Annotated in this window: 17 protein-coding genes; 5 read left to right on the top strand and 12 right to left on the bottom strand. The window is 66.9% G+C overall.

Annotation, left to right across the window (positions count from 1 at the left end; translation table 11 throughout):
• Window positions 1-117: 117 nt before the first annotated feature.
• Window positions 118-831 (bottom strand): YggS family pyridoxal phosphate-dependent enzyme, encoded by a 714-nt coding sequence (locus tag RO07_RS20445; protein WP_039405316.1) that lies wholly within the window; start codon window positions 829-831, stop codon window positions 118-120.
• Window positions 832-1,084: 253 nt separating this feature from the next.
• Between RO07_RS20445 and RO07_RS20440 the strand changes: the two genes are divergently transcribed.
• Window positions 1,085-1,582, top strand: coding sequence for a glutathione peroxidase (locus RO07_RS20440; protein WP_039405311.1), 498 nt, complete (start codon window positions 1,085-1,087; stop codon window positions 1,580-1,582).
• 171 nt (window positions 1,583-1,753) lie between these two features.
• Here the strand turns inward: RO07_RS20440 and RO07_RS20435 are convergent, their stop codons facing one another.
• Complete coding sequence (locus RO07_RS20435; protein ID WP_039405309.1) at window positions 1,754-2,164, bottom strand: hypothetical protein; 411 nt, start codon at window positions 2,162-2,164, stop codon at window positions 1,754-1,756.
• 176 nt (window positions 2,165-2,340) lie between these two features.
• On the opposite strand from RO07_RS20435, the gene RO07_RS20430 reads away from it, so the two are divergent.
• Window positions 2,341-3,945 (top strand): aminotransferase-like domain-containing protein, encoded by a 1,605-nt coding sequence (locus RO07_RS20430; RefSeq protein ID WP_084072877.1) that lies wholly within the window; start codon window positions 2,341-2,343, stop codon window positions 3,943-3,945.
• A gap of 81 nt (window positions 3,946-4,026) precedes the next feature.
• Here RO07_RS20430 and glcE read toward each other — a convergent pair whose 3' ends face one another.
• From glcE to RO07_RS20410, 4 genes are read right to left on the bottom strand one after another with little or no spacing between them, the layout of a single operon-like run.
• Window positions 4,027-5,163, bottom strand: coding sequence for a glycolate oxidase subunit GlcE (glcE, locus tag RO07_RS20425; protein ID WP_084072727.1), 1,137 nt, complete (start codon window positions 5,161-5,163; stop codon window positions 4,027-4,029).
• On the bottom strand, window positions 5,163-6,032 hold the full coding sequence (locus tag RO07_RS20420; RefSeq protein WP_039405307.1) for an ion transporter: 870 nt from the start codon (window positions 6,030-6,032) through the stop codon (window positions 5,163-5,165). The genes glcE and RO07_RS20420 overlap by 1 nt, the downstream gene beginning before the upstream one ends.
• Before the next feature lies 1 nt (window position 6,033).
• The gene (locus RO07_RS20415) at window positions 6,034-7,614 is read right to left on the bottom strand and encodes an FAD-linked oxidase C-terminal domain-containing protein (RefSeq protein ID WP_237171310.1); all 1,581 of its coding nucleotides are present in this window, start codon (window positions 7,612-7,614) and stop codon (window positions 6,034-6,036) included.
• Between the two features lie 7 nt (window positions 7,615-7,621).
• Complete coding sequence (locus RO07_RS20410) at window positions 7,622-9,043, bottom strand: FAD-binding oxidoreductase (protein WP_039405306.1); 1,422 nt, start codon at window positions 9,041-9,043, stop codon at window positions 7,622-7,624.
• A gap of 319 nt (window positions 9,044-9,362) precedes the next feature.
• On the opposite strand from RO07_RS20410, the gene RO07_RS20405 reads away from it, so the two are divergent.
• Window positions 9,363-9,944: a cob(I)yrinic acid a,c-diamide adenosyltransferase gene (locus RO07_RS20405; RefSeq protein ID WP_039405305.1), complete on the top strand. Its 582-nt coding sequence runs from the start codon at window positions 9,363-9,365 to the stop codon at window positions 9,942-9,944.
• A gap of 80 nt (window positions 9,945-10,024) precedes the next feature.
• On the opposite strand, the gene aroG is transcribed toward RO07_RS20405, so the two are convergent.
• From aroG to RO07_RS20385, 4 genes are all read right to left on the bottom strand, one after another.
• The gene (aroG, locus tag RO07_RS20400; protein ID WP_039405304.1) at window positions 10,025-11,098 is read right to left on the bottom strand and encodes a 3-deoxy-7-phosphoheptulonate synthase AroG; all 1,074 of its coding nucleotides are present in this window, start codon (window positions 11,096-11,098) and stop codon (window positions 10,025-10,027) included.
• A gap of 443 nt (window positions 11,099-11,541) precedes the next feature.
• Window positions 11,542-13,002: a metalloprotease TldD gene (gene tldD / locus RO07_RS20395; RefSeq protein WP_039405302.1), complete on the bottom strand. Its 1,461-nt coding sequence runs from the start codon at window positions 13,000-13,002 to the stop codon at window positions 11,542-11,544.
• Window positions 13,003-13,078: 76 nt separating this feature from the next.
• Complete coding sequence (locus RO07_RS20390) at window positions 13,079-13,927, bottom strand: carbon-nitrogen hydrolase family protein (protein ID WP_039405300.1); 849 nt, start codon at window positions 13,925-13,927, stop codon at window positions 13,079-13,081.
• Window positions 13,928-14,050: 123 nt separating this feature from the next.
• A complete protein-coding gene (locus tag RO07_RS20385) occupies window positions 14,051-18,427 on the bottom strand; it encodes a YhdP family protein (protein ID WP_084072726.1) in 4,377 nt (1,458 codons plus the stop codon).
• Between the two features lie 403 nt (window positions 18,428-18,830).
• Here RO07_RS20385 and glnE point away from each other — a divergent pair, with 403 nt between their 5' ends.
• Entirely contained in the window at window positions 18,831-21,644 is a 2,814-nt protein-coding gene (gene glnE / locus RO07_RS20380) for a bifunctional [glutamate--ammonia ligase]-adenylyl-L-tyrosine phosphorylase/[glutamate--ammonia-ligase] adenylyltransferase (RefSeq protein ID WP_052267431.1), read from the top strand.
• Window positions 21,645-21,726: 82 nt separating this feature from the next.
• Here the strand turns inward: glnE and recN are convergent, their stop codons facing one another.
• Together recN and RO07_RS20370 are read right to left on the bottom strand one after the other, a co-directional pair.
• Complete coding sequence (gene recN, locus RO07_RS20375) at window positions 21,727-23,391, bottom strand: DNA repair protein RecN (protein WP_039405297.1); 1,665 nt, start codon at window positions 23,389-23,391, stop codon at window positions 21,727-21,729.
• Window positions 23,392-23,414: 23 nt separating this feature from the next.
• Window positions 23,415-24,323, bottom strand: a complete 909-nt coding sequence (locus tag RO07_RS20370) for an NAD kinase (RefSeq protein WP_039405295.1) — start codon at window positions 24,321-24,323, stop codon at window positions 23,415-23,417.
• Window positions 24,324-24,440: 117 nt separating this feature from the next.
• Between RO07_RS20370 and hrcA the strand changes: the two genes are divergently transcribed.
• On the top strand, window positions 24,441-25,469 hold the full coding sequence (gene hrcA, locus RO07_RS20365) for a heat-inducible transcriptional repressor HrcA (protein WP_039405293.1): 1,029 nt from the start codon (window positions 24,441-24,443) through the stop codon (window positions 25,467-25,469).
• Window positions 25,470-25,622: the final 153 nt, after the last annotated feature.

The following is a 25,622-nucleotide window of genomic DNA, read 5'->3' as shown; positions in this document are numbered from 1 at the left end:
ACCATCCTTTGCGTTGCGTATGTCGTAACCGTCACTACCTGTTGCCGCGGCGAACCGTAGCGACGCGTCTGCCGCCGCATCGGTCCCCGGACGCCGCCGCCGGGGGCCGCACGAGGATCACGCCCGGGGGCCGTAATCGCGTGCGCCAAAAATCGCTGTGCCGATGCGAACCATTGTCGCACCTTCGGCAATTGCCGCTTCTAGATCGCCGGACATGCCCATCGACAATGTGTCGAGCGCGAGCCCGTCGGCGCGCAGCGCGTCGAACAACTCGCGCACGGCACGGAACGGCGCGCGCTGGCGTGCCGGATCGGTCTCCGGCTCCGGGATCGCCATTAGCCCGCGCAGTCGCAGATTCGGCAGCGCCGCGATGGCGCGCGCGACTGTGGGCGCGTCCTCGGGCGGCACGCCGCTCTTGCTGGCCTCGCCGCTGATGTTGATCTGTAGACAGATCTGCAGCGGGGGCATGCCGGCCGGACGCTGCGCGCTCAGGCGCTCCGCGATCTTCAACCGATCGACGGAATGCACCCAGGCGAAATGTTCAGCCACGGGCCGGGTCTTGTTGCTCTGCAGCGGGCCGATGAAATGCCATTCGAGCGCTTCGCCCCCGACGGTCTCGCCCGCGAGGGTCGCCATCTTGTCGAGCGACTCCTGCACGTAGTTCTCGCCGAAGGCCCGCTGGCCGGCTGCTGCGGCGGTGCGCACGGCATCGGCGCCGAACGTCTTCGATACGGCAAGCAAGCGCACGCTGCCCGCCGGTCGGCCAGCGTCCGCGGTGGCTTGGGCAATCCGGGACAGGACGTCGTCGAGGTGTGCGGCGATGGTCGACATGAGGCGGGTTCGAGGGTGTCGCTGATACTTGGAGGACGTCTGCATGACGTTGTCGGTCAACGATTATAGCCGTGGCGGACGCGCAGGTGCTACCCCGGAAAAAACGAGGTGCTACCCGACGTCCGTGGCGCCGGGGAGCCGGTGCGGGGAGCGCCTCGGCGACGTTGCCGGCATTGCCATCGCCATGCCGGGCGCGCCGTGCCGCACGGCTTGTGGCAGACTGCGCCATGCCGACATCCACAGGGAGCCAGAGATGAGCGCGGACTCACAGCAGATCTACGATTTTTCGGTCGACACGCTCGCGGGCGAGACCGTCGGCCTGTCGCGGTATCGCGGCAAGGTACTGCTCATCGTCAATACGGCGAGCGAATGCGGCTTCACGCCGCAGTACGCCGGCCTGCAGACGCTGTACGAGCAACTGGGCCCGCGCGGGCTCGAAGTGCTCGCGTTCCCCTGCAATCAGTTCGGCAAGCAGGAACCGGGCGACGCCGAGGCGATTCGCAGCTTCTGCGATCTGCGCTTTCACGTGACGTTTCCGATGTTCGCCAAGATCGACGTCAAGGGGCCGGATGCCGCGCCGCTGTACCAGTTTCTGACGCGGGAAAGGCGCGGCGTGCTCGGCACCAAGGCGATCAAGTGGAACTTCACCAAGTTCCTTGTCGACGCATCGGGCCGCGTGGTGGCGCGCTACGCGCCGACCGTCAAGCCGGACGCGATTCGGGCGGATATCGAGAAACTGTTGCCGGCCTGAAGTCGGAGCGGGTAGCCGGCGGTGGAAGAAAACACCCGGCAGCAGGACGCTACGTGACGGGGAGCAGGCCGCGAGGCAGCCAGCGGTGGACGGCGGGTATCAGACCCAGACGCCGGACGCCAGAGAGCAGGCGCCCAGCGGCGAACGTCACCCGGGCGGTGAGCGCGATGCTCAGCGCGCAAGCGATGCGCGCAAGCCGCGCCATACCTTTGCGAGCCATGTCGCTCGATCTTCGGGCTCGACGTCATGGCACGCGACTTCCGCGCCTTCCTCGCTCTCGATCAGCAGCCAGCCGGTCGTCTCGACCACGTAGGCGTCGCCGGCGGGCATGCGCACCGGCGTCGTCCACATGGTGGAAGCCAGCCATCGCGGGGCGGGCGTGAGTTGCACGCGGCCGCGTCGCACATGGAAGATCGCCCCTTCGCGGGCATACACGTGGAACGCCAGGCCACGGGGGAGGGTGAGACGTTGCGGCAAGGCGTCGTCGGCGAGGCCGGTGGCACGCTGCGATGCACCGGCCGCCCGGCCGCCTCGCGCGAGGCCAAAATCGTCGGAAACGAGGGAAGTCGGGCGCTTTGACATGACACTCTCCGGGGCGTTGAACAGGTGAGTACAGCGTATCGGTCGCCGCCCCGCCCCGGTAGGCACACAGATCCACGGTTTCAGCCAGAACAGAGGGGTTTCCGGCAATCTGTTACGATGCCGATTCAACGAATCTGTATCTGTTATGGTCGTGTGCAATGTCAGATGATCTGCGCATGGAAGCCGCCACCCCTACCGCCCCCGCCATCTCCGCTGCCACCCCCGCTACGACCGCCGCGCCTCCGCTCGACGGGGCTGACGTCGCGCGGCCGGCGGCATCGACACCCACCGCACCCACCGCCCGCGCGTCCGGCGCGGGCGCGCAATCCGGCCACTCCGAGCGCACGCCGCTCTACCGCCAACTCGCCGATCATTACCGCCGCGCGATCGAGGCCGGCACGCTCGCACCCGGCGATCGCATGCCGAGCGTGCGCGTGCTGATGGAGCGGCATCAGGTGAGCCTGTCGACGGCGTTACAGACGTGTCGCCATCTGGAAGCGCAGGGCGTGCTCGAAGCACGGCCGCGCTCGGGATACTTCGTGCGCACGCCGGCGCGCGCGAGTCTCGCCCTGGTGGACGAGCCGCGCGAGTGGGTGCCCGACCTGGCGCAATACGTGGGCATCAACCAGCGGGTGTCGTCGATCCTTGCGCGCGGTCTGCAGGCCAACGTCAAGGTCAACTTCGCGGTGGCGCACGGTTCGGCATCGCTCTATCCCGTGGCGGAACTTCGGCAAGCGACCATTCGGGCGTTGCGCGATCACCCGATGCTCTATGGCGAGCCCCCACCCGGAGGCGGCGAGCCGCGCTTTCGCGCCGCCATTGCCAGGCGCGCGCTCGAAGCGCGCATGAGCATCAATCCGGACGAGATTGTCGTCACGCACGGCTGCATCGAGGCGATCAATCTCGCGCTGCGCGCGGTGGCGAGCGCCGGCGACGTGGTTGCCGTCGAATCGCCGACGTATTACGCGCTGCTGCAAACGCTCGAGAGCATGGGCATTCGCGCGCTCGAGATTCCCACGAGCCCGCAGACCGGCATCTCGCTCGAAGCGCTCGATCTGGCGAGCCAGACTTACGACAACATCAAGGCGGTCATCGTCGTGCCGCATTTTCAGAATCCGCTGGGCTCGGTGATGCCGGACGCGCACAAGGCGCGCCTGGTCGCATGGGCGGAATCGCGCGGCATCGCCATCATCGAAGACGACACCTACTCGGCGCTCGGCGACGACGACAACATTCCGGCGGCGATTCGCTCATGGGACACCACCGGCAACGTGATCCACTGCGCATCGCTGCACAAGACCATGGCGCCCGGCATGCGGCTCGGCTGGATTGCGGGCGGCAAGTGGCAGTGGCGCGTGGAGATGCTCAAGTACGCGCAGACGCGTCCCAACGAGGCGCTCGCACAGATCGCGATGGGCGAGTTCATGGACTCGCCGCGTTACGACAGGCATCTGCGCCGGCTGCGTGCGCAGTTGCGCGAACATCGCGCCGCGATGGCCGATGCCATTGCCACGTACTTCCCGGCGGGCACGCGTCTGACATTGCCGGCCGGCGGGTTGAGCCTGTGGGTCGAGATGCCCGGGGGCGTGAGCTCGGAGCAACTGTTCGATGCGGCGCTGGCGAAGGGGATTCGCGTGGCGCCGGGCAGTCTCTTCTCCAACTCCACGCGCTACGATCACTTCCTGCGGGTCAACGGTGGTCAGCCGTTCACGCGTGAGGTCGAGCGCGCCGTGCGCACGCTTGCGAACGAAGTCGTGCGTTTGCTGGACGTCAAACGGTGAGCCGGCAGGCGAGGATTCGGTGATCGTTGCCGGGCGGCACAGTGCCAATGCGATTACGGCATGCCTTGTGTTGTCCGCCCTTCAGAACTCCGGATACATCCGTCCCGGATTGAAGATGCCCGCGGGGTCGAAGACCGATTTCAGGTTGCGATGAATGCGCATGACCGGCGCGGGCAACGGCGTGAACACGCTCACGCCCGGTTCGCCGTAGCGGAACAGCGTGGCGTGCCCACCATCCTGCCGCGCGGCCGAGCGCACGATTTGCGCGTCCGCATCGGTGATCCACCAGCGTTGCGCGCCTCCCCACTCGATGAGCTGTTTGCCAGGCAGGCGATGCGGCTCGGCCGTCGACGGCACCGCCAGACGCCATAGCGCCTGCCCCGGTCCCGCATCGGCGAAGAAGTTGTCGGTCTGCTCGCGGATGGCGTGCCAGAACTTCGCGGCGTGGATCGCATCGACCAGCTCGCCGCCCATCTTCACGCGTGCCGCCTTGATCGCGGCCGACGCACCCGCCAGACGGATGACCAGCAAATCGCTGCGCCATGCGCTGCCGGTGATCGGGAGCGGCTGCCCGCCCCATTCGTTGAGCTTGCGCACGGCGTCGACGGCGTTCATCTCGAACTGCAGCGTGAGTTCGGCGAACGGCTGCGGCAGCACCTTGAGCGAGACTTCCAGGATAAGACCGAGCGTGCCGAGCGATCCCGCGAGCATGCGCGAGACGTCGTAGCCGGCGACGTTCTTCATCACCTGACCACCGAAGTTCAGCACGTGGCCGCGTCCGTCCATGAGTTTCGCGCCGAGGACGAAATCGCGCACCGAGCCGACCGCGCTGCGTCGCGGCCCGGCCAGACCGGCAGCCACCACACCGCCGATCGTCGCGCCCGGGCCGAAGTAGGGCGGCTCGAAGGGCAGCAACTGATTGCGGTCGGCGAGCGCGGCTTCCACGTCGGCGAGCGGTGTACCGCAGCGCGCCGTGATGACGAGCTCGGCGGCGTCGTAGGCGACGATGCCGCTGTATGCGCGCGTATCGAGCACCTCGCCCACGCGCTGCTGTCCGTACCAGGCCTTGGTGCCGCCGCCGCGCAGTTGCAGCGGCGCCCGTCGTGCCGTGGCTTGCTCGATGACGGCGCGGAAGCGCTCGAGCGTGTCGATCGGCGAAGTCGTCGAGGTCGATGCGATCGGTGCGGTCGACGAGTTGGTTGCGGTCGTGTCGGTCATCAGCTCGGTTCTGGCGGCGGTGGCATGTCGGATTGATAGGGCCCCAGTTCGCTGCCGCAGTGCTTGCAGTAGCTGGCGTCGGGATCGTGACCTTCGGTGTGGCATTGCACGCAGGTGCGCGTGGTGATCGTTTTCTTGCGCATGGCCGAATGGATCTCGGCGCCCATGATGCCGGTCGGAATCGCAATCACGCTGTAGCCGAGCAGCATCACGAAGCCCGTGATCGCCTTGCCCAGCCCGGTCACGGGCACCACGTCGCCATAGCCGGTGGTCGTGAGCGTGACGATGGCCCAGTAGATCCCGACCGGAATACTCGTGAAGCCGTGCTCGGGTCCTTCGATGATGTGCATGAGGGTGCCGAAAATCACCACGATGATCGAGATGAACCCCAGGAACACGAGGATCTTGCGGCGTGCGTTGTACAGCGCAATGCTGAGGATCCCGGCTTCGTTCACGTAGGCGGTGAGTTTGAGGATCCGGAAGGCGCGCATCAGGCGCAGCAGCCGCACGTCGATCAGCCCGTGCAGTTCCGGCACGAGAATCGCGAGATACGTGGGCAGGATGGCGAGCAGGTCGATGATGCCGTAGAACGACAGCGCATACCGCATCGGCCGGTGCGCGCTCAGCAGGCGGGCAATGTACTCGAGTGTGAACAGCAGCGTGAAGAACCATTCGAGAATGGCCATCGGCAGCGCGGCCGTGTTCTGTACGGCCGGGACGCTGGAGACGATCACCGTGAACACCGACAGGACGATGGCGACGAGCAGGGCGATGTCGAACAGTCGTCCCTCGCGCGTGTCGGCCTCGAAAATGATGATGTAAAGCCGCTGCCGCCAGTCGTGCGGCAGCCATTCCGACAGCGGCCGCATGTCAGAACCTCGGCAGGTCGGGATGGGGCAGCAGACCGCCGCGCACGTGCAGCTTGCCGTACTCGGCGCAGCGCGCCCGTGTCGGGATACCCTTGTCCGGATTGAGCAGACCGACCGGATCGAAGGCGCGCTTCACACCGAAGAACGCATCGCGCTCCTCGGCCGAGAACTGCACGCACATCGAGTTGATCTTCTCGATGCCCACGCCGTGCTCGCCGGTGATCGTGCCGCCGAGCTCGACGCACGCCTCCAGAATGTCGCAACCGAACGCTTCGGCGCGATGCCATTCGTCGAGATCGTTGCCGTTGAAAAGAATGAGCGGATGCATGTTGCCGTCTCCCGCGTGAAAGACGTTAATACAGCGCAATCCGTACTGTTGTTCCATACCCTCGATGCGTTTGAGTAATGTCCCAATCGCGCGGCGTGGAATCGTGCCATCCATGCAGTAATAGTCCGGCGAGATGCGTCCGGCGGCCGGGAACGCGTTCTTGCGGCCCGACCAGAAACGCAGCCGTTCCTCTTCGCTGCGGGAAATCTGCAGGCGCGTTGCCCCCGACGTTCGCAGCACATGCGAGATGCGCATGATCTCTTCGGCGACCTCTTCGGGCGTGCCGTCCGACTCGCAGAGCAGGATGGCGGCGGCGTCGAGATCGTAGCCCGCGTGCACGAACTCTTCGACGGCCTGCGTGGCGGGCCTGTCCATCATCTCCAGTCCCGCCGGGATGATGCCGGCGGCGATGATCGCGGCCACCGCGTTGCCGCCCGTCTCCACATCGTCGAAGCTTGCCATGATGACCTGCGCCGTCTGCGCTTTGGGCACGAGTTTGACCGTGATTTCCGTCACCACGCCAAACATCCCTTCGCTGCCGATGAACACGGAGAGCAGGTCGAGACCCGGCGCGTCGGGGCCGAGTGAGCCGAACTCGATGACTTCGCCCGACATCGTGACGGCGCGAACGCGCAGCACGTTATGCACCGTGAGGCCGTATTTCAGGCAGTGCACCCCGCCGGAATTTTCCGCGATGTTGCCGCCGATGGTGCAGGCGATCTGCGATGACGGATCCGGTGCGTAATACAGTCCGTAAGGCGCGGCGGCATCCGAGATCGCGAGATTGCGAACGCCGGGCTGCACCGTGGCCGTACGCGCATAGGGATCGATCTCGACGATCTTCTTGAACTTCGCGAGCGAGAGCACCAGCCCGTCGGCCATCGGCATCGCACCGCCCGACAGGCTGGTGCCGGCCCCGCGCGGCACGACCGGAATCCCCAATTGATGGCAGGCCTGCAGGATGCGCTGCACCTGCGACTCGGTCTCGGGCAGCACGACCGCCAGCGGTACGCGACGATAGGCGGCGAGGCCGTCGCACTCGTACGGCCCGGTGTCTTCGCGGCGATGCAGAATGCAATGCGGCGGAAGGATCTGCGCGAGGGCCTCGAGCAGTTGCCGCTGCCGTGCCTCCAGGGCGCGAGCGGCATCGGCGTTTTCCGTGACAGAGGCTCCGGTTGCGGGGCCGGCGTGGCCCGCAGCCGTGCCCGCCTGGAGCGGGCTGGAGGGGCCTTGCGAGGTGACGGGCGCGTTCATGCGGCCGTTAGCCCGCCGAGCGCAACCGGAAAATCTTGCCCGGATTGAGCAGGTTGCGCGGATCGAGCGATGTCTTGATCGATCGCATCACGTCGATGGCGTCCTCGCCGTGCTCGGTCACGAGGAAGCCCATCTTGTGCAGGCCCACGCCGTGCTCGCCAGTGCAAGTGCCGCCCATGCGAATCGCCCGCTCGACGATGCGTTGGTTGAGATGCTCGGCTTCCTCGATCTCTTCGGGCTTGTCCGGATCGATCAGGATGGCCACGTGGAAGTTGCCGTCGCCCACATGACCCACGATCGGGCACGGCAGGCTCGATGCACGCAGATCCTCCTCGGTCTCGCCGACGCACTCGGCCAGGCGCGAAATCGGCACGCACACGTCGGTGGTCACCGCGCGGCAGCCCGGTTTGAGCTGCAGCATCGCGAAGTACGCGCTGTGACGCGCGCTCCACAGCCGGTTGCGGTCCTCGGTGCGGGTGGCCCATTCGAAGCCGGTGCCGCCGTTTTCCTTGGCGAGTTCTTCGACCGTCTCCGCCTGTTCCTTCACGCCGGCATCGCTACCGTGGAATTCGAAGAACAGCGTCTGCGTTTCGGGCAGTTCGAGTTTCGAATGCCTGTTGATCGCGCGCACGGCCAGCGCATCGACGAACTCCACGCGCGCCACCGGCACGCCGAGCTGGATCGTCTGAATGACGCAGTTCACGGCATCCGTCATGCTCGGGAACGAACAGATCGCGGCCGACACGGCTTCGGGCTGCGGATACAGGCGCACCGTCGCTTCGGTGATGATGCCGAGCGTGCCCTCGCTGCCGACGAACAGACGGGTGAGGTCGTAACCGGCCGAGGACTTGCGTGCCCGCGTTCCTGTGTGAATCACGCGGCCATCCGCGAGCACGACGCTCAGCGCGAGCACGTTCTCGCGCATCGTGCCGTAGCGCACGGCATTGGTGCCCGACGCGCGCGTGGCGCACATGCCGCCAACGCTCGCGTCCGCACCCGGGTCGATCGGGAAGAACAGCCCGGTGTCGCGCAGCGCTTCGTTGAGCGCCTTGCGCGAGATGCCCGGCTGCACGGTGACGGTCAGGTCTTCCGCATTGATCGAGACGACCTGGTTCATTTCGGAGAGGTCGAGCGACAGTCCGCCCTCGACGGCGAGCAGATGCCCCTCGAGCGAGGAACCGGCGCCGTACGGAATGATGGGCACGTCGTACTTCGCGCATAGTTTGACGATCTGCGACACCTCATCGGTGCTGTGCGCGAACGCGACCGCATCGGGAAGCATGGGATCGAACGGAGACTCGTCACGGCCGTGGTGTTCGCGCAGCGCGTCCTTGGTGCTCACGCGCTCGCCCAGCAGGGCTTGCAACTCGCTCAGCAGCGCGTCGGGGAACGGACGCTTCGCAGCGAACGGCAGATGGGGGTGATTCACGGCTTTCTCCTTCGGGTCTCCGGGCGGCCAGCACCGCCGGGCGGCGGCGCGCTTCGCTTCGTATCGGGCGGGATCTCGGACACGCGAATGGCGCACGTCCTGACACCTCATGAGCGGGGATTTTACGCCGTGACGGCGTTTTTCCACACCCTTTGCGTCATATCATACGGACTTGCCGCGCAAGCGCGCCATCGGAATTGCCCGAAAAACAGGCAACCGGGGGTGAGGCGGTCAATTTCAATCAAGGAAGGCAAGCCGTCCGGCGGCCAGCATCGGGCGCCGGCGAGCCGCATATGCCGCAAGGGGTAGGTGTCAGAAGATGGGTAATCGTTTGAGCAAGATCGTCACGCGCACGGGTGACGGTGGCAAGACCGGCCTGGGAGATGGCGCACGCGTGGACAAATTCAGCCCGCGCATCGTCGCCATCGGCGAGATCGACGAAACGAACTCGCATATCGGCGTGTTGCTGTGCGAAGCGCTGCCGGAAGACATCCGCGCGCTGCTGCTGGATATCCAGCACGATCTGTTCGATCTCGGCGGCGAGCTGAGCATGCCGCGCCACACGCTCCTCGGCGACGCGCAAGTGGCCAAGCTCGACGACTGGCTGGCGCGCCTGAACACCGATCTACCACCTCTGAAGGAGTTCATCCTGCCGGGCGGCACCCGTGCGGCGGCGCTCGCGCACGTGGTGCGCACCGTGGCGCGTCGGGCCGAGCGGGCCATGGTGGCTCTCGGTGCCGAGGAGACGGTGGGACCCGCCCCGCGTCAGTACATCAACCGTTTGTCCGACCTGATGTTCGTGCTCGCCCGGGTGCTCAACCGCGCGGGCGGCGGCACGGATGTGCTGTGGCAGCGCGCCCGGGGCGCAACGGACGCAACGGGCGAAAGCGCGGCGGACTGATCCGGCGCGCTGACTGACTGCGGACGGGCGAGTGTCGCGCGTCCGCAGGACACGATCATTTCGTCCGTTCGTCCGTCCGTTCAGTTGCCCGCGCCGCGTGCCAGACGGCGCGCTCGCACGGCTTCGGCCAGCGTGTCGAGCACCTTCAGGCTGTCCTCCCAGTTGATGCACGCGTCGGTGATGCTCTGCCCGTAGGTGAGCGGCTGACCCGGCACATGATCCTGGCGGCCGGCCACGAGGTGGGATTCGACCATCACGCCGATGATGCGGTCGTCGCCGCCGGCGATCTGGCGCGCGATGTCCTCGCACACCGGGATCTGGTTCTCGTGCTTCTTCTGGCTGTTGGCATGCGAGGCGTCGATCATCACGCGCGCGGCCAGTCCCGACTTGGCGATGTCTTCGCAGGCGCTCTGCACGCTCGCGGCGTCGTAATTCGGCGCCTTGCCGCCGCGCAGGATCAGGTGGCAGTCCTCATTGCCCGCGGTCGACACGATGGCCGAGTGGCCGCCCTTGGTGACCGACAGGAAATGGTGCGGCTGCGAGGCGGCCTTGATCGCGTCCACGGCGATCTTCACGTTACCGTCGGTGCCGTTCTTGAAACCGACCGGGCACGACAGTCCCGACGCCAGCTCGCGGTGCACCTGCGATTCGGTGGTGCGCGCGCCGATGGCGCCCCACGACACGAGATCGGCGATGTATTGCGGGCTGATCATGTCGAGGTATTCGGTGCCGGCGGGCAAGCCCAGCTCGTTGATCTGCGCGAGCAGGTCGCGCGCGAGACGCAAGCCGTCGTTGATCTTGAAGCTGTTGTCCATGTGCGGATCGTTGATCAGCCCTTTCCAGCCGACCGTCGTGCGCGGTTTTTCGAAGTACACGCGCATCACGATCTCGAGCTCGCCCTTCAGGCGTTCGCGCTGCTCGACCAGACGTGCGGCGTATTCCAGCGCGGCTTTCGGATCGTGAATCGAGCACGGGCCAATGATCACGACAAGACGGTCTTCCATGCCATGCAGCACGCGGTGAATGGCGCCGCGCGAGCGATGGATGAGGTCCGCGCTCTTTTCGGAGCAGGGGTATTCGCGAATCAGATGCGCCGGCGGCGTCAGTTCCTTGAGCTCGCGAATGCGGACGTCATCGGTGTTGTGGGGAGGCATGGTTGTTTTCTCCTGGGCAGTGCTCACTGCGGTTCGTTTCTCGGGATGCGGGTCAAAAAAAAAACCGCCAGACTCGCTGGCGGTTTTTCAGGATTCGTTTCGTTGCTTACTGCTGCAAGTACCCCTCTCCATCCGCCTGCGGTGTGAGATTCGCAAAAAAGTAAAAGTAAAACTTGTTGGCGGTCATGGGCGTGTCTTGGGTGTTGCATCGCAGGCTTGCGCCGTGCACAGAAACGACTTTATACGCCTAATCGTATGACGCTGCAACCGCGTCGAAACGCTAAAGCACCGGGAAACGCGCGAAAATGCCGCAGATTTAAAATCAAATCTGCGGTGACAAATCATGTTTTTCGTAAGACGCGCGAAAACGCCCGGTTTGACCCGGGCGCTTTGCTAAGCTTCACGCATTTTTTTGCGTCGCGCCAAACGGCGCGAGCCTGAGCTCAGGCGGTGCCGCCAACCGTCATGTTCTCCATGCGCAGCGTCGGCTGCCCCACACCGACGGGCACGCTCTGTCCTTCCTTGCCGCACACGCCCACGCCTGAGTCGAGCGACATGTCGTTGCCGATCATCGTCACGTCCTTGAGCGATTCCGGACCGTTGCCGATGAGCGTGGCGCCCTTGACCGGATAGGTGATCTTGCCGTCCTCGATCATGTACGCCTCGGACATCGAGAAGACGAACTTGCCGTTGGTGATGTCGACCTGGCCGCCGCCGAAGTTCACGGCGTACAGACCGCGTTTGACCGACTTGATGATCTCCTCCGGGTCCTTGTCGCCGCCGAGCATGTACGTGTTCGTCATGCGCGGCATCGGCAATGCGGCGTACGACTCGCGGCGGCCGTTGCCCGTGACCGGCATCTTCATCAGGCGCGCGTTCAGGCTGTCCTGCATGTAGCCCTTCAGAATCCCGTCCTCGATCAGGGTGGTGCACTGCGTCGGGTTGCCCTCGTCGTCGATGTTGAGCGAGCCGCGGCGATTCGACAGCGTGCCGTCGTCGACCACGGTGACGCCCTTGGCCGCCACGCGCTCACCGAGGCGTCCCGAGAAGGCGGACGAGCCCTTGCGGTTGAAGTCGCCTTCCAGACCGTGGCCGACCGCTTCGTGCAGCAGCACGCCGGGCCAGCCCGGGCCGAGCACGACCGTCATGGCGCCGGCCGGCGCCGGGCGTGCATCGAGCTTGACGATGGCGCCGTCGACCGCTTCCTTGACGTACTTTTCGAGCAGTTCATCCGTGAAGTAGCCGTAATCGAGGCGCGCACCGCCGCCGCTGTTGCCGATCTCGCGGCGTCCGTTGGATTCGACGATGACCGTGACCGACACGCGCACAAGCGGACGGACGTCGGCCGCGATCACACCGTCGCTGCGCGCGACCAGCACCACGTCGTACTCGCCGGCCAGCCCCGCCATCACCTGCGACACGCGTGGATCGCGGGCGCGGGCGAGCTTCTCCACGCGTTCGAGCAGTGCGACCTTGCCGTTGGCATCGAGCGAGGCGAGCGGATCGGCGGGCAGGTACAGTCCGTGGCCACTCGCGTTGGAGAGCTTGCTGCCGACCTTCACGCGCCCGCGTCCTGCCGAGGCAATGCTGCGCGTGGCGGCGGCCGCGTCCTTGAGCGCGACTTCCGAGATGTCGTCGGAGTAGGCGAACGCGGTGCGGTCGCCCACGATGGCGCGCACGCCGACGCCCTGATCGATCGAGAACGATCCCGATTTGACGATGCCTTCCTCGAGACTCCAGGCTTCGCTGCGCGTGTACTGGAAGTACAGGTCGGCGTAGTCCACACGGTGCGTGAAGATGTCGCCGAGCGCGCGTTGCAGGTGGCTTTCGTCGAGGCCGTACGGGGTGAGCAGGAGCTCGCGCGCGGTCGCCAGGTTCTGGATGCCGGTATCGATGATTTTCATGCGGTGTCAGGCCAAGGAAATGTATTCGGTAGATTGCAGCGAACGTGAGGGCAAGATGGGGGCGAAAGCCGGAAAATCAACCTTGCAGCACGCGGTGCCGCCAGGCTGGCAGGCTCAGACGCACGCTTGCCAGCCGCTCGGGATCGATGTCGCCGACGACCACGCCGGCGCCTTCCGCTTCACGCTGGGCGACGATGTCGCCCCATGGATCGATCAGCATAGAATGCCCCCAGGTGCGTCGTCCGTTCTCGTGTTGGCCGCCCTGCGCGGACGCCAGCACGTAACACTGGTTCTCGACGGCTCGCGCGCGCAGCAGCAGTTCCCAGTGCGCACGGCCCGTGGTGTAGGTGAAGGCGGCCGGTACGACCATGAGCGTACAGTCGCCCATGGCGCGGTACAACTCGGGAAACCGCAGGTCGTAGCACACCGACAGGCCGACGCGGCCGAAGGGCGCATCAAACGTCTGTACCGCGTCGCCCGGGCGGATGGTGCGGGCCTCGTCGTAGGCCTCCTCGCCCTTGACGAAGTTGAACAGGTGGATCTTGTCGTAGCGGGCCGCCGGTGCGCCGTCCGGGCCGAACACAAGCGTCGTGTTGAGCACGCGCTCCGGTTCGGGCGCCGCCAGCGGTAGCGTGCCGCCGATGAGCCAGACGCCGTGGCGGCGGGCCGTTTGCGACAGGAAGTCCTGAATCGGCCCATGGCCCGGCGTTTCACGCAGGGCGAGCTTGTCCGTGTCGCGCTGGCCCATGTAGCAGAAGTACTCGGGCAGCAGCACCAGCCGTGCACCGGCGTCGGCCGCCTCGGCGATCAGGCGAGCCGCCTCGGTCAGATTGCGCCCGACGTCGGGCGCGCTCACCATCTGCACGGCGGCCACGCGAGCGGGCGTGGTGGTGGACTGCGTACCCTGGGTATTGGAACTCGTCATGTCTGGGCCAATCGGGCTGTTCTGGGCTGATTTCGAGGATTGGAGCAACAAAGGGCGGGGCAACAAGGCACCAGAGCGACCAGGCAATGAGGCCGCGCCCTGGCGCGAATGCGGAAAAGGCGCTCAGTTGCCGCGCATGCCAAGCGATTGCATACGGTCTTGCGTCTCCGGCCGGGTTTCCGGCGTTGCTTCGATCTTACTCTTATTGCCGCCTCCCTGTCCGATGACCGGATTGTCCCAGGAACCGGTCACGTGATACTGGCTCGAGAGCGTGCGCGAGAGCTGATCGCCCAGCGCCAGTTGCGCGAAGAAGGAGCCGATGCCCAGCGCCGGGTTGATGATCGCCCACGCGAGCGAGGCCGACGCCGCGTTGATCTTCGGCAGCACCAGCACGTTCAGATCCTGCGTTTCGCGCGCGAGGTCGGTATGGCCGTCGATCTTGATCGTGGCCGCGTTCGCGTTGATGGTCAGATCGTTGGTGGTCGCCACGCCGCCCTGCATCGTGGCGTTGCCGTCGATGCTGTCGAACGGCAGGCCGCTGCCGATCACGCTGTTGAAGTCGAACGTGAGGATCTTGGTGAGCGTCTGCAGCGAGAGCACGCCCAGCAACTTCGCCAGCCCCGGGTCGGCTTTCAGAATCTGTCCGCGACGCAGCTCGACCTTCACGCGCCCGCCGAGCGTCGGGTAGTCGATGGCGTCCGGTCCGCCGCGCCAGCCGAAGCGGCCCGACACGGTGCCCGAGCCGTCCTTGAGCGTCTTGGGCAGACCCAGCCGGTCGAGCAGGCCGCCCGCATCCTTCACTTCGAGGTTGAAGTCGAGCAGGGTGCGGCGCGGCACGTCGTCGTCGCTGCCGGCCACCGCCGCGCGCCGCCGCGACGTGCGCCAGTTGCCGCTCACGTCCAGCGTGGCGGCGCTGTTGCTCAACTCCAGCTTCGTGAGTTGCCAGACGGGCACGCCTTCCTCGATGTCGTTGTGCGCATTGAGCGTGAGCTTGCCGAGCGGCTTGTCGCGCAGCACGAAATCGTTCGCGACGACGTCGATGGCGGGGAATTCGTCGCTTGGCTCGTCGAGCACCTGCGTGAGCACGTCGTTGCCATGCTCTTCGCGCGGTATGACGAGCTTTGCCAGTCGAGCGCGTATGGCACCCGATGGATTCTTCGCATCCGGCGCGTGCCATTGCGCGAAGCCGGACACCAGATCGGAGGCCAGGCTGACTTGCCAGTCGCGATCGTTGCGCTGTGCGCCGACGACCAGTTCCGGCCACAGGCGCGACATCAGTCTCACCTGCTTGGCGTGCAGCGCCAGGCGCGTGGGAATGTAAGGAGTGAGCGCACCGAATTCGTCGCGCGCCGCCGCCGCCGTGGCGACCGGCGCGGGCGGCGTGCCTTGCGTGCCGGGCGTCACCGCGGGGCTGTCGAGCGAGGCGATCACGCTGCGCCACGCATCCACGTCGAGCGTGTCGAACTGCGCGGCGGCCTGCACGCCTTCGCGTGGCGCGGGCACCGGCTGGTTGATGCCGATACCGCCGCGCAGCACATCGACCCGCGTTCCGCTGCGTTGCTGCACGTAGTTGGCCTGCACGCTGCCGATGGCGAAGTCGAGCATATCGACGCGGCGTCCGCCCGGATTCGGCTGCGGGCGCAGCGTGAAGCGCGCGGGCAGGGACGTTTCCGCACTCTTGCCGAGCGGCGCCGGCAGATTGACGGCGAGGCCGGCGAGCGTCGACTGCACGGTCACCTCGGTCATGCCCTGACGCACCGCGACCGTCGCGGTGTACGGCGTGCTGCCGGTCATGCGCTTGGCCAGTTGTGCGAGCGAAGCGTTCTCGCGGTTCTCGCGCAGTCCTTGCGCGCTCATGGTGCCGTTGATGTTCAGTGCGATGGTGCCGTCGTCGCGGCTGCCGCCCGAGGCGCGCACGTCGCCGCCGAGGAAGGTGCCGCGCAGATTGTCGAGCGAGATGCCGCGCTCGGTGAACGCCAGTTCGCCGTCCACGGCGCCGAAGGTCGGCAGGCCGCCGATCAGCATGATGTCGTTGCGCAGAAAGCGCGCACGCCCGGTGACCTTCGAGCGGTCGGTGTGCTCGAGCGGCATCGACAACTGCAGGGCGAGCTGCGTGGTGCCGTTCGCGCGCGTCTCGTCGGTGAAGTCGCCGATCCAGTGGCCCACGGGGCTGCTGTTGAGGTACTTCACGAAGTCGGCCGCGGGTCCCCTGGCGTCGCCCTTGAGCGTGAGGGTGGAGTCGTCCTGACCGAGGTTGTCGATGTCGCCCAGCACCTGCGTAAGCGTCACGCCGAAGACCGTGCCGGAGTCGATGGCGATGTGCAGCTTGTCGGCATCGAAGCGCAGATTGCCGCGCACCTTCTCGAAGGCTGGCCAGACTTCGGTATGGCCGGGACGCAGCGGCGACGGGTTGAAGGTCACATCCACGAGGGGAATGTCGATGTGGAACTTGCCCTCGCCCTTGCCGTACGGGAAGTCTTCCAGGTCGCCCTGCACGGCGAACGGCGCATTCTGCACCGTGCCGGCGAGCAGCGCGCGCTGCAGGTAGTCGCGCACGCCGGCGCCCACGTCCGTCGGCAGATAGCGCGGCACCGAATTCGCATTCGCGCGCACGATGCTGCCCTTCAGATCGACGATGCCGTTGCCCTTGCCGCCGTTGCGCCACGTGCCGCTCACGTCGCCCGCGAGTTCGGCGTTCTGCAGATGCAGCGCATCGACGCGCACCTGTACGTCGGCGGGCGCATCGCGCCGGGTCGCCGAATGCGAAATACGCCACGACGTGCGCGCGGTGAGCGTGTCGAGATCGATGCGCGGCTGGTCGAAACGGCCGGGGAAGTCGAGCGTGGCGTTCTTGGCGTCGAGCGTCAGACTGCCGCGGGTCTGGTCGGCGTCCACGTGGCCGCTCAGATTCGAGAAGCCGGGACGGCCCGCGTTCGGCGCACCGGGATGCGCGGGCGCGCGCTGGCTGATCTGGCTGTCGATGCCGAGGTCTTCGAAGTCGGCCACCAACCGGTAGCGGTCGCGCTCGGGCGGCAGTTGCTTGAGGCCCGGCAGGTCGCGCCAGTTGCTGGCGCCGTGCGGCTTGGGCGCCTGGTAGCTGAGGTCGAAGTTGGCGAGGCGGCCGCGCGGACGGAAGCTGGCGAGCGTCTCGCGGGTCTGCGCATCGATGGGCAGTGACGGCACGAGTGCCATCGCCGCGCCGATATCGAAGCGCTGTCCGGCGAACGCCACGCGCAGGCCGTGCGCTTCGGCGCTCGGCGCGTAGCTGCCTTTGAGTTCGGGAATGTCGAGCGTTGGGCGGCCTGCAGCCTGCAGCGTCAGATCGCGCGCGCGCAGATTCCACCCGGCGTCGGGCTGCGCACCCGCGCGTATGACGTCGATACGGCCCGCGGTGGCGTCGAACGTGAGCGGAGGCAGATCGTCGGCCAATTGCACCGACGTGTTCTCCCCGGCCGCGCGCAGCGTCGCCCCGACGATCGCGCCGCTGTCGAAATCGACCCACGCGCGCGCGGCGACGCGACCGCGCGAATCCTTGCCCGGCAGGTCGACGTAGCGTGCCAGTTCGCCCAGATCGAGCGTGCCGACGTCGGCATAGATCTGACCGCGCCAACGGTCGACTTCGCCGGGGCGCGTGAACAACGGGTTGGTGAAGCGGGCGCGGACGTCGAGCGGTGCGACCATGCCTGTCGGCGGGTTGGCCTGTAGGCCGAAGCGGTGCTCGTAGCCGCGATTGCGCAGCATGGCATTGACCTGCGTGACGACGACTTCGGGCGCGTCGCGCGTGGCGTCGCGCCAGCGCACCGTACCGCCGCGGATAACGATGCGTGCCTGCCGCATGAGCCAGTCGGCCGCCTTCGTGTTCGACGCGCCGGTATTGCCGGCGACCGGCAGGCCCGCGACGAGTACCGAGCCGTCGGCCAGACGCTCCACCGTCAGATCCGGCTGATACAGCGTGAGGTCCGACAGGCGCAGATCGAAATGGAGCAGGCTGGTCCACGAGAGCACGGCGTCGAGCCGGTGCAGCGTGAGGCCCGGATCGGCTGGCGGCGGCGCGCCCGGCGGGGCATAGGCAACGGCGGCTTCATCGGTGCGATCGGTGCCATGGGCGTCATGGGCGCCATGGGCCGCCGCCGACGATGCGCCGGGTCGGCCCGCAAGCACGGGCGCCGACGCCTTGGGCGCCGGCTTCGGCGTGGCGCGCGCCACGCGCACGTCTTCCAGCGTCAGATAGGGGTGCCAGCCGCGCCAGACGGCGTCGACGCGGCCGATGGTGACGGGCAGGCCGATGGCGCGCGTGGCCGCCGCTTCGATTTGCGGGCGGTAGTCGGCAACACGCGGGAGGATCACGTACCGGGTCGCGAGGACGACGGCACCCAGTCCGAAATAGACGATGACGATGAGCGCCAGCAGCCATTCCAGGCCCAGGCGCAAGCCACGCGGCAGTGACGAGAACCAGGACCGGGTCGCAGTGGGTGAGGCAGGCGGCTTACGGTCGGTCATGCTGCGCGTCTACGAGGGAATGTGGTAGTTTCTGTGGCAAAGACTGTAACACAAGCCCAGCACCGTTCGACCGGCCGGCCGTCGCGGAAACAGACGGGGGATCGGGCGTCTGCTCGCGCGCGGGTAAGCCAACGAAAGCCCGCGAAAGCACCGGAAAGGGCGAGGGCGGCCGACGACGATCGCGCACGCCGGCGCGCGCGGACACCCTCGCGCGCGGTCCCTGCCTGACATGGCAGGCAGGCGTCGCCCGGACGGTGTGGCGTCGCAGGCCCGCTCCGGCTTGGGTTTCGGTCTTGCCGATAGACATCGTGTCTCCTCATTCTCAGTGCAGACCGGAAGCCCGCCAGTGAGTTCACCCGAAACCCCGATCGACATCACGTCCTACTCGCGTTACGCCGCGCGCATGCTGGCGAGCCGCCCTGCGCTGGCCGAAGCGTTGCCCGCGCTGGCCCAGCATCCCGTGGACGCGCGCTGGCTCGCTCGCCGCTTCGAAGCCATCACCGACACCACGCTGACCCCGCCCGAACAGCCGTCCGGGGTGTCCGGCGTGGACGAAGCCGGGCTCGCCCGGGCGCTGCGCGTGTTGCGTGCCGAGGCGATCTGCGCCGTCATGCAGCGCGATCTGGACGGGCGCGCCGAGTTGTCCGAAGTCACCGAAGCCATGACGGCCCTGGCCGAATTCGCCATCCAGGCCGGCGTCACGGTCCTGTCGCGCGACCTGGAAGCGATTCATGGCGTGCCGCGCAATGCCGAAGGCGAGCGCCAGACGCTCGCCGTGGTCGGCATGGGCAAGCTCGGTGGGCGCGAATTGAACGTCTCTTCGGACATCGACCTGATATTTCTCTATGAGGACGACGGCGATACCTCCGCGCCGGACGACGCCGATCCGGCTGCCGCCAACCGCTTGCGCCTACTCTCGAACCATGAATTCTTCACGAAGCTCGGCCGCAAGCTGATCGGTCTGATCTCCGAACTCACATCCGACGGCTACGTGTTCCGTGTGGACATGCGTCTGCGCCCGAACGGCGATTCCGGGCCCCTCGTGTGTAGCCTGCCGATGCTCGAGGAGTATTTCTATGTGCAGGGGCGCGAATGGGAGCGCTACGCATGGATCAAGGGGCGGCTGGTCTCCGAAGTGGCGAGCGAGCCGGGCAAGCGCATCGAGCGGTTGCTGGCGTCGCTCGTGCAGCCGTTCGTCTTCCGTCGCTATCTCGATTACGGCGTGATCGGTGCGATTCGCGCGCTGCACGAACAGATTCGCCATGAAGCCGAGCGCCGCGCGCGGGCGAAGCCGGCGCGCATCAACGACATCAAGCTCGGACGCGGCGGTATTCGCGAAGTCGAATTCTCCGCACAGGTGTTTCAGCTCATCCGGGGCGGCCAGGAGCCCGAACTGCGCGTGCGGCCGACGCTCGCCGTGCTCGGCGTGGCCGCTCGGCGCGGCTGGCTCGCGCAGAGCGTTGCGGACGCGCTGAGCCACGCCTACGTCTTCCTGCGCAAGCTCGAACACCGCATCCAGTATCTCGACGACGCGCAGACGCACATCCTGCCAGCCTCCGGCGACGATCGTCTCGCGGTGGCCCGCGCCATGGGCTTCCCAGACGAGGCGACGTTCATGACCGTGCTCGACGAGCACCGCGAGTTCGTGGCCGCGCAGTTCGACGAGATCTTCGCCGACAAGGCGAACGGCAACGGGCAGAAGGGCGGCCGGGCGTCGTCCGGCACGGGCGAGTGCGAATGCCCGCCCGAGTTGTGGAGCGAGTGCCTCGCCGACGAGGCGCAGACGGGCGATCTCGGCAATCAGCTCACGCGGCTGGGCTTCGCCGATGCCGCGGGGGCGCTCGATCGCCTGCGCGCCGTGTGGACGTCCTCGCGCTACAAGGCGCTCGGCGAGCAGAGCCGGCGGCGCTTCGATCAACTCGTCCAACGCTCGGTCGAAGGGGCCGCGGGCACGGGGGAGGCCGACGCGGTGCTCGCGCGCATGCTCGACCTGCTCTCGGCCATCAGCCGTCGCAGCTCGTACCTGGCGCTGCTTACCGAATATCCGCGCGCGTTGGAGCGCGTGGTCAAGGTGCTGGCGGGATCGCGCTGGGCGGCGGGCTATCTGATCAGCCATCCGCAATTGCTCGACGAATTGCTCGATGACGAAGCGCTCGCCGCGCCGTTCGACTGGCCGTCGTTCAAGACGCAGCTGCTGCTGAGTCTGAACGCGGCAGGTGCGGCCGGCAACGTGGAAGTGCAGATGGACATCCTGCGTCGCGCGCACCACGCGGAAGTGTTCCGGATCCTGCTGCTCGATCTGCAGGGCGCGCTGTCCGTCGAGACGATCAGCGACCGGCTCTCGGAGCTGGCGGACATCATCGTCGACGTGACCATTTCGACGGTCTGGCCGCACGTGGTCTCGCGTCATCGCGAAGTCCCGCGCTTCTCCGTCATCGCCTACGGCAAGCTCGGCGGCAAGGAGCTCGGCTACGCCTCCGATCTCGATCTCATCTTCCTGTACGACGATGACGACGACCGCGCGCCGGACGCTTACGCCGCGCTCGCCCGCCGCTTCGTGACGTGGCTCACGACACACACGGGCGCGGGCATGCTGTTCGACGTCGATCTGCGCCTGCGTCCCAATGGCCTGTCGGGCCTGCTGGTGACGAACATCGAGAGCTTCCGCCAGTACCAGTTCCGCGAGGGCAACGCGAATACGGCTTGGGTGTGGGAGCATCAGGCGCTCACGCGGGCGCGCTTCTGCGCAGGGGATGAAGCGATCGGCGCCGAGTTCGAGAACATTCGTGCGCAGGTGCTGGCCACGCCGCGTGAAGCGGCGCCGCTCGCGCAGGAGATCGTGGCGATGCGCCGCAAGGTGCTCGAAGGGCATCCGAACCCCACGGCGCTGTTCGATCTCAAGCACGACCGGGGCGGCATGGTCGATATCGAATTCACCGTGCAGTATCTGGTGCTGCTGCATTCGGGCGCGCACCCGGCGCTGCTGCGCAATGCGGGCAATATCGCGTTGCTGCGCGAGGCCGCGCAACTGGGGCTCATCGACGCCAAGCTCGCCGACGACGCCGCGGCCGCGTATCGCACGTACCGCAAGCGTCAACACAAGCTGCGGCTCGATGGCGTGGAAGCGGCGCGCGTGCCGGTCGATCAGGTTGCGGCGGAACGCGACGCGGTCATCGGACTGTGGGATTCCGTGTTCGCCGATGCGGGACCGGTGTGACGGCAACGCAGTGAAAAAAACGCGGGCTTGCCCGCGTTTTCATTGGGATTGCGGGACGGCGATGCACGTCGCCATGTGACGTTCAGAGCGCAAGCATCTCGCGCGCGTGCTTACGCGTGGTCGCCGTGATCTCGACGCCGCCGAGCATGCGCGCAATTTCCTCGACGCGTTCCGTACGGCCGAGCGGCTCGATTTCGCTCATCGTCGTATCGCCGTCGCTGCGCTTCTTCACCCGCAGATGCTGATGGCCGAGGGCGGCCACCTGGGGCAGATGGGTCACGCACAGCACCTGCCGTCCCTGACCCAGCTCCCGCAGCAGACGGCCGACGACTTCGGCGACGGCGCCGCCGATGCCCGAATCGACTTCATCGAAAATCAGCGTCGGCGTGAGGCTGGCGCTGCTCGCGATCACTTGCAGCGCCAGGCTGATGCGAGCGAGTTCGCCGCCCGAGGCGACCTTGGCCAGCGGCCGCGTCGGTACGCCCGGGTGCCCGGCGACCAGAAACTCGACCGTTTCCAGACCGAAGGATTGCGGCTCGGCGACCGGGCTCAGCGCCACGTCGAAGCGGCCCCCCGGCATCGAGAGGTCCTGCATCGCCCGCGTGACTTCGCGCGAGAGCGACGCCGCGGCTTGCGCGCGGGCCTTCGACAACGCCTTGGCCAGCTTGAGATAGGTGGCGTGGGCGGCGTCGGCGGCCGCCTGCATCGCGGCAGTGTCCTGCGACGCCGTGAGCTCGTCGAGTTGCGCGCGCCGCTCGGCGAGCTCGGCCGGCAGCTGCTCCGGTGTCACGCGGAACTTGCGGGCGGCCGAGTGCAGGGCATCGAGACGCTGCTCGACCACGGCCAGACGCTCCGGGTCGAGGTCGATACGCTGTGCATAGTGCGTGAGCGAATGCACGGCTTCGCGAAGCTGGATCTCCGCGGGCTCGAGCGCGGCGAGGGTGTCGGCGAGCCCGGCGTCGATCTCCGCCAGCTCGCGAATCTGATGCACGACATGGCCGAGCGAAGGCACGATGGCGCCGTCGGCCTCGGCGAGTACGTCAAGCGCGCCCTGCACGCCGTTGATGAGGCTGGCGGCATGCGACAGGCGGCGATGTTCGGCGCTCACCTCGTCCCACTCGCCTTCCTGCGGCGCGAGCTTGTCGAGCTCGGCGGTCTGCCACTCGAGGCGCTCGCGCTCCAACTGCAGTTCGCGATCGCGCCCGTGCGCTTCCTCGCAACGCTTCACGAGGCGGCGCCATTCCCTGTGCGCCGCGGCCGCGTCGGCGGCGAGCGCGGTGGCGCCCGCATGCGAATCGAGCAGGCGGCGCTGCGCGTCGGGGCGCAGCAGTTGCTGATGGGCGTGCTGGCCGTGAATGTCGACCAGCATCTCCCCGAGTTCGCGCAGTTGCGCCAGCGTGGCGGGGGTGCCGTTGACGAAGGCGCGCGAGCGCCCGCTCGTGTCGAGCACGCGGCGCAGCAGCACGCCGCCATGCTCTTCGAGCGAGAGCGCCTGCGCCTGCAACCAGGCTTCGAGATCGGGGCGGGCCGAGGCGTCGGCGGCGAACTCGGCGGTGATGTCGGCACGGGATTGCCCCGTGCGCACCATGCTGGCGTCGCCGCGCTCGCCCATCGCCAGCGCCAGCGCGTCGATCAGGATCGATTTGCCCGCGCCGGTCTCCCCCGAAAACACGGTGAAGCCGGCGGAGAATTCCAGATCGAGGCGATCGACGATCACGAAATCGCGAATCGAGAGACTGCGTAGCATGAGGTGTCGAAGGAGGCGTGTGTTCAGTTCTGCGGCGTATCTTCGTCGGAGATATGCTCGTTCCAGTGCAGCTTGCGGCGCAGCGTGGCGTAGTAGTTGTAGCCGACCGGGTGCAGGAACGTCACCTGATGCTCGGAGCGGCTCACCAGGATCCGATCGCCCTGACGCAGTTCGGCAAACGACTGCATGTCGAAGTTGGCGCCGACCTCGCGCCCGCCCGTGATCGTGATGACGATGTTGCTGGAGTCGGGCAGCACGATCGGACGGTTCGACAGCGCGTGCGGCGCGATCGGCACGAGCACCACGCCGCCCAGGCGCGGATGCAGAATCGGCCCGGTGGCCGAGAGCGCATAGGCTGTCGAGCCGGTCGGAGTGGCCACGATGAGGCCGTCCGAGCGCTGCTTGTACATGAAGCGGCCGTCGACGTCCACGCGCAGCTCGACCATGCCCGAGATGCCCGAGCGGTTCACGACCACGTCGTTGAAGGCAAGGGTGTCGTAGAGCGTCTTGCCGTCGCGCTCGATGCGCGCGGCGAGCAATGTGCGTTGCTCCGCTTCGAAATGCCCTTCGAGCATGGCCGGCACGACCTGGCGCATCTCGTCGAGCGGAATATCGGTGATGAAGCCGACGCGCCCGTGGTTCACGCCGATGAGCGGCACCTTCGAGGCGGCGAGCTGCCGGCCGACGCCGAGCATCGTCCCGTCGCCGCCCACCACGACGGCCACATCGGCCTTCGTACCGATTTCGAGGATGTCGAGCGTGTCGTAACGGCCGGCGTCGGCGCCGATGTTATGTGCGGTATCGCGCTCGAACACGACATGATGCCCGCGCTGGGCAATGCACGCCGCGAGTGTGAGCAATGGCTCGGCAACGCCGTCGGCATGGTACTTCCCGACGAGCGCCACGGTCTTGAAAGGGCTCCCTGTTTTCATGCCGCCATTACACCATAAGTCGATGACAGCAACCATTGGCAAGCACGCCACACCACGGCGTTCACTCCCGAGTACGCCGCACGCCGCGTACGCATATTTCGCGTTACAATTTTTGCCATGCTAGATCAACGTGCGCAGACTCTCCTCAAAACCCTGATCGAACGGTACATCGCGGATGGCCAGCCGGTCGGCTCGCGCACGCTCTCCCGCTACTCGGGACTCGACCTGTCGCCGGCCACCATCCGCAACGTGATGGTCGATCTGGAGGCGCTCGGTTTCGTGGCCAGCCCGCACACCTCGGCCGGGCGCGTGCCCACGCCGCGGGGCTACCGGCTGTTCGTGGACACCATGCTCTCGGTGCGCCCGCTCGAAGAAGCCGTGCATCAACTGGCCTCCCAGGTCCAGAACCGCCTGCAGCCGGCCGGCCCGCAGCAACTGGTGGCCTCGGCCGCGCAGGTGCTCTCGAACCTGTCGCAGTTCGCGGGCGTGGTGCTGACGCCGCGCCGCAGCCAGACGTTCCGGCAAATCGAATTCCTGCGTCTTTCCGACAAGCGGGTGCTGCTGATCATCGTCACGCCCGAAGGCGATGTGCAGAATCGCATCATCCTGACCGAAAAAGATTATTCCCCGGCGCAACTGGTCGAGGCGGCGAACTATCTGAACGCGCACTTCGGCGGCCAGAGTTTCGACGATGTCCGCGCTTTCTTGCGCGGCGAGCTCGATGCCCTGCGCACCGACATGAGCGCACTGATGCAGGCCGCCGTCGAGGCGGGCAGCGACGCCATGGCCGACACCACGCGCGAGAGCGTACTGATCTCCGGCGAGCGCAACCTGCTGGGCGTGGAGGATCTGTCGTCGAACATGGAGCGGCTGCGCAAGCTCTTCGACGTCTTCGAGTCCAAGACGAGCCTGCTGCAACTGCTCGACGTGTCGAGCCGTGCGGAGGGCGTGCAGATCTTCATCGGGGGCGAGTCCAGCCTCGTGCCGATCGAGGAGATGACGGTCGTCACCGCGCCGTACGAAGTCGACGGCGAGGTCGTCGGCACGCTCGGCGTGATCGGCCCGACGCGCATGGCCTACGAGCGCGTGATCCCGATCGTCGACATCACGGCCAAACTCCTGTCGCACGCGCTCAGCCAGCACTGAGACGCCGTGACCGGGGGCCGGCATGGCGACGCTCGCCGGCTTTCCGTCGGTTACATCCCCGTAGCACTCCTTTACACGCTGTCACACACGGCAGGCTTAGGCTCGAAGTGTCACTTGTGGTGAGCCGGATCGCGGGTTCGAGGTGGTGCTCGA

Source organism: Pandoraea pulmonicola (assembly GCF_000815105.2).
GTDB lineage: Bacteria > Pseudomonadota > Gammaproteobacteria > Burkholderiales > Burkholderiaceae > Pandoraea > Pandoraea pulmonicola.
This window is presented reverse-complemented; position numbering and strand designations above follow the sequence as displayed.

Excerpts from the sequence above, each read along its gene's own strand:
- RO07_RS20390 (WP_039405300.1), bottom strand. The coding sequence starts at position 13,927 with ATGACGAGTTCCAATACCCAGGGTACGCAGTCCACCACCACGCCCGCT.
- RO07_RS20385 (WP_084072726.1), bottom strand. The coding sequence starts at position 18,427 with ATGACCGACCGTAAGCCGCCTGCCTCACCCACTGCGACCCGGTCCTGG.
- RO07_RS20415 (WP_237171310.1), bottom strand. The coding sequence starts at position 7,614 with ATGAACGCGCCCGTCACCTCGCAAGGCCCCTCCAGCCCGCTCCAGGCG.
- RO07_RS20440 (WP_039405311.1), top strand. The coding sequence starts at position 1,085 with ATGAGCGCGGACTCACAGCAGATCTACGATTTTTCGGTCGACACGCTC.
- RO07_RS20445 (WP_039405316.1), bottom strand. The coding sequence starts at position 831 with ATGTCGACCATCGCCGCACACCTCGACGACGTCCTGTCCCGGATTGCC.
- hrcA (WP_039405293.1), top strand. The coding sequence starts at position 24,441 with ATGCTAGATCAACGTGCGCAGACTCTCCTCAAAACCCTGATCGAACGG.
- RO07_RS20370 (WP_039405295.1), bottom strand. The coding sequence starts at position 24,323 with ATGAAAACAGGGAGCCCTTTCAAGACCGTGGCGCTCGTCGGGAAGTAC.
- RO07_RS20430 (WP_084072877.1), top strand. The coding sequence starts at position 2,341 with ATGGAAGCCGCCACCCCTACCGCCCCCGCCATCTCCGCTGCCACCCCC.
- recN (WP_039405297.1), bottom strand. The coding sequence starts at position 23,391 with ATGCTACGCAGTCTCTCGATTCGCGATTTCGTGATCGTCGATCGCCTC.
- aroG (WP_039405304.1), bottom strand. The coding sequence starts at position 11,098 with ATGCCTCCCCACAACACCGATGACGTCCGCATTCGCGAGCTCAAGGAA.
- RO07_RS20420 (WP_039405307.1), bottom strand. The coding sequence starts at position 6,032 with ATGCGGCCGCTGTCGGAATGGCTGCCGCACGACTGGCGGCAGCGGCTT.
- tldD (WP_039405302.1), bottom strand. The coding sequence starts at position 13,002 with ATGAAAATCATCGATACCGGCATCCAGAACCTGGCGACCGCGCGCGAG.
- RO07_RS20405 (WP_039405305.1), top strand. The coding sequence starts at position 9,363 with ATGGGTAATCGTTTGAGCAAGATCGTCACGCGCACGGGTGACGGTGGC.
- glcE (WP_084072727.1), bottom strand. The coding sequence starts at position 5,163 with ATGACCGACACGACCGCAACCAACTCGTCGACCGCACCGATCGCATCG.
- glnE (WP_052267431.1), top strand. The coding sequence starts at position 18,831 with ATGCTGGCGAGCCGCCCTGCGCTGGCCGAAGCGTTGCCCGCGCTGGCC.
- RO07_RS20435 (WP_039405309.1), bottom strand. The coding sequence starts at position 2,164 with ATGTCAAAGCGCCCGACTTCCCTCGTTTCCGACGATTTTGGCCTCGCG.